Origin of the sequence: Paracoccus sp. (in: a-proteobacteria), from assembly GCF_030536915.1 — a bacterium.
In the GTDB taxonomy this organism is placed as follows: Bacteria; Pseudomonadota; Alphaproteobacteria; order Rhodobacterales; family Rhodobacteraceae; genus Paracoccus.
Genome location: NZ_JAUNPC010000142.1, coordinates 1 through 3,981 on the forward strand (window position 1 = coordinate 1; position 3,981 = coordinate 3,981).

At 70.0% G+C, this 3,981-nt stretch carries 3 protein-coding genes and 1 pseudogene; 2 read left to right on the forward strand and 2 right to left on the reverse strand.

Going from position 1 to position 3,981, the window contains the following annotated elements; translation table 11 throughout:
- A partial coding sequence (locus Q4F04_RS14745; protein WP_303370557.1) for an HWE histidine kinase domain-containing protein occupies window positions 1-539 on the forward strand: 539 nt, incomplete at its 5' end.
- A gap of 386 nt (window positions 540-925) precedes the next feature.
- Window positions 926-1,621, forward strand: a pseudogene (locus Q4F04_RS14750) (IS5 family transposase); the annotation flags it as partial.
- A gap of 38 nt (window positions 1,622-1,659) precedes the next feature.
- Here Q4F04_RS14750 and Q4F04_RS14755 read toward each other — a convergent pair.
- Window positions 1,660-3,606: an FAD-dependent oxidoreductase gene (locus Q4F04_RS14755; RefSeq protein WP_303370558.1), complete on the reverse strand. Its 1,947-nt coding sequence runs from the start codon at window positions 3,604-3,606 to the stop codon at window positions 1,660-1,662.
- A gap of 95 nt (window positions 3,607-3,701) precedes the next feature.
- The coding region (locus Q4F04_RS14760; RefSeq protein WP_303370559.1) for an aldehyde dehydrogenase family protein at window positions 3,702-3,981 on the reverse strand (280 nt) is incomplete at its 5' end.

A 3,981-nucleotide genomic window follows, 5' to 3' on the forward strand; every position in this document is an offset into this window, starting at 1 on the left:
ATAAGCGGCCGGCACCCCTACGCGAGTCCCAGCCACGACGTTGTGCAACAACGCCGGCGTTCCGGAAGCGCATCAGTGCGCTTGCACGAGCGCACGACTATGTTCTTCCCGGCAGCTTCTCGGCCGAGAAGACGCGCGAAAGTACCCTGAAGGGCCTGCTGGAAGTGCTGCTGCGTCCCTACGACGAGGATGGCAGCCGGATCCGGATCACGGGTGACGACCGGCCGCTGGGGCAGTCCGCCGCAACGACACTGGCCCTGATCCTCCACGAGCAGGCGACAAATGCCATCAAATACGGCGCTCTCTCAAATGCCGAGGGCCAGGTGCATGTGGACTGCCGGGCGGGCGGGGAGAGTTTCGAAATCACGTGGGAAGAACAGGGTGGCCCGCCCATGGCAGGTCCTCCGGTCGAGACCGGCTTTGGCACGACAATGGTGTCGAGCGGCATCGAGAGCCTGAGCGGCACCCTGACCACCGACTGGGCAGCCCCTGGCCTGCGGGTGACGCTGACGGTGCCTCTGCGAAGCCTCGCTGTGTGAACCTTCCTGTCTTCTCCTGGCACAGCCTCGGGCGTCGGATCATCACCATCATGAGCTTGCGTTCAGCAAAGTCAGGGCGCCAGGCCTGCTCTGTGTGCAGGAGCATCGGGCAGGGAACCTTTGGGGCAATCACTCCTGAAATCGCGATTGCCCTTGGGAAATCCCGCGTTCCCTGCCGTCCGGTTTTGCGGGACTTGATCCCGGGATGCCATGGGTGCGGCACGCGCAGATGCGCCGGCGAGGCCCCACCAGGCCGGAATCGGTCGGGGCGAGAAAAAGCCTGCGGTTGTCGGAACCGCGCAGACCACAGCCAGCATTTTGCAGGGTCAGGCCCCATTGATTTCATCTCATGTGCGTGATGCTGAGCCGGCGGGGAGACCTGGCACATGAGCGACCTGTTCCGGCTGCAGACGAGCAGATGGCGCGTGTGCAGCCTTTCCTTCCGAGGAGATGAGCCTGCGGACGCCGCCCTCGTGTCGATGACCGGCGGGTCTTGAGCGGGATCATCTTCGTCAATCGCAACGGGTTGCGGTGGCGGGACGCCCCCAAGGAGTATGGCCCGGCAAAGACCCTGTGCAACCGCTGGAAGCGGTGGGGCGACATGGGGGTCTTCGCCCGGATGGTGGAGGGGTTTTCCGCCGCGCAGGAGCGGCCAAAGACCATCATGACCGGCGCGGCTGACCTGAAGACACATCCCACGGCCTCCGGCCTGCGGGTGAAAAAGGGGGCGTGGATGCCTGATCGGCCGGACGGAAGGCGGCCTGAACACCAGACTTCATGCCATCACCGACGCCCAGGGCCGTCCGATCCGGTTCTTCATGACCGCGGGTCAGGTCAGCGGCCACACCGGCGCGGCGGCCCTTCTGGGCGGCCTTCCCGCGGCGGGATGGCTGCCGGCTGACAGGGGCTGCGACGCCGGATGGCTCCGGGAAGCCTTGAAGGACAAAGGGATGCGTGCCTGCATCCCGGGCCGGAAGTCACGCGCCAAACCCATCAGGCATGACAAGCGCCGATCCCGGCGCCGCAACAGGATCAAGATCATCTTCGGTCGCCTGAAGGACCGGCGGCGCATCGCCACACGCAACGGCAAAGGCGGCGTTCGGCCAAGCGCCGCAGGCCGTCAGACGCTGCGGCCGGCGATCATGCCGTCATGGACCGCCTCCTCGGCGGTGCGGGGGGCCAGGCAGTCGCCGACCGCGTGGCATTCGATGCCAAGCGCCCGGATCCCGGGGGCGAGGTCGTCCACCGGCAGGTGCCCCGCGCTGAGGACCAGCGTGTCCACGCCCTCGAACAGGATCGGCTGGCCGGACATGATGTGCTGCATGAAGACGGTGTCGCCATCGGTGCCGAAGGGCCGGGCATAGGGGGTGACGGGAATGTCCTGGCGGTGCAATTCGCCCGCCATCCCGTCGCGGACGTAAAGGGGGACGTTCTCGCCCATGTGGACGCCCGCCACGGCCAGATCCACCCGGCTGCCCGCGCGGGCCAGCATCAGGGCGAGGCCCGGCCCGATCCAGTCGGCGCGCCAGTCGAAGACGACCACCCGCCCGCCCGCGCGGGCCTCGCCCGTCAGCACCTGCCAGGCGGTCAGGACCTGCATCGCGCCGTCGCCTTCCAGTTGGGGCACATGGGGCCGCGCCCCGGTCGCCAGGATCACCGCGTCGGGCGCGAGGTCCCGGATCAGGGCGGCATCGACGCGGGTGCCGCGGCGGAAGGTCACGCCCGCCAGCTCGGCCTCGCGCGCAAGGTTGGTGGCAAGCCCGCCGAACTCGGCCCGGCCGGGCAGGCGCTGCGCCAGCAGGACCTGCCCGCCGAGCTGCGGCCCGGCCTCGAACAGCGTCACCTCGTGGCCGCGCGCCGCCGCCACCGCCGCGGCCTTCAGCCCGGCCGGGCCGCCGCCCACGACCATGACGCGGCGGGGCGCGGGCGCCGGGGGGTGGTGGCCGAAGGCAAGCTCGCGCCCGGATTCGGGGAACTGGATGCAGGACACCGGCAGCCCCTTGTGGAAATGGTGGATGCAGGCCTGGTTGCAGCCGATGCAGGCGCGGATGTCGTCGAGCCGCCCACCCCGGGCCTTGGCGGGCATCAGCGGGTCGCAGATCAGCGCCCGCGTCATGCCGCAGACGTCGGCCTCGCCGCGCGCGATCACCGCCTCGGCCTCCTGCGGCTGGTTGATGCGCCCGACGGCGAAGACGGGGACCGACAGCGCCTGCCTGTAGGGGCGGGCCTCGGGGGCGGCATAGGCGGCGGGCCAGGCCATCGGCGCCGTGATATGCACCGCCCCCGCCAGCGTGGCCGAGGTGCCCACCGTCACCGACAGGTAGTCGATCAGGTTTCCCAGCCCCTGCGCCGCCTGCAGGGTCTCGGCATGGGTCAGGCCGTTCTCGTCGCGGTCCGACGCCGACAGGCGCATCCCGATGACGAAATCCCCGTCGGTGGCCGCGCGCATGGCCGCCAGCGCCTCGCGCAGGAAGCGCAGGCGGTTTTCGGGACTGCCGCCATAGTCGTCCGTGCGCCGGTTCACGCGCGGGTCGAGGAACTGCGCGGGCAGGTAGCCGTGCGAACCCACGAACTCGACCCCGTCCAGCCCGGCCTCGCGCATCCGCCGCGCGGCCCCGGCATAGCCCTGCACGACCTCGGCGATCATCCCGCGGCTCATGGGGCGCGGCACGACGCGGAAGCGCTCGTTCGGGGTGGCCGAGGCCGACCAGGCCACCGGCAGCATCCCCGAGGGGCTTTCGACGATCTCGCGCCCCGGATGGAACAGCTGCGAGACCACGACCGCGCCGTGGCGGTGGCAGGCTTCGGCCAGACGCCGATAGCCGGGGATGCAGTCGTCCGTGTCCGCCATCAGCAGGTGCGAGGTGTAGCGCGCCGTTTCATGCACCCCCGCCACCTGGGTCACGATCAGCCCCGCCCCGCCTGCGGCCCGCGCCTCCTGATAGGCGACATAGGCGTCGTTCACGCGGCCGTCCCGCGGCAGGCAGGTGTCGTGCCCGGTGGACATGATGCGGTTCTTCAGCACCGCGCCCCGGATTTGCAGCGGCTGGAACAGATGGGGGAACAAGGCGGATGACATTGCGTGACCTCGGCTGTGCCGGAACCGCCGTGCGGGCGGCCCTGGCGATGAAGGACAGGAGGCGCCCGCGCGGGCGCCTCGGCTCAGTCGCCGAAGCCCACGATCCCCTTGAGTTCGAGGAAGTCGTGGATGCCCCAGTCGGCGTATTCGCGGCCGTTGCCCGACTGCTTGTAGCCGCCGAAGGGGGCGAAGGTGTCCCAGTCGGGATAGTTCAGGCTGACCTGCCCCGCCCGCAGCCGGGCCGCGACCGCGCGCGCATGGGCGATGTCCTGCGACTGGACATGGGCGGCCAGGCCGTAGACCGTGTCGTTGGCGATGCGCACCGCCTCCTCCTCGTCGCGATAGGGGATGACGGACAGGACG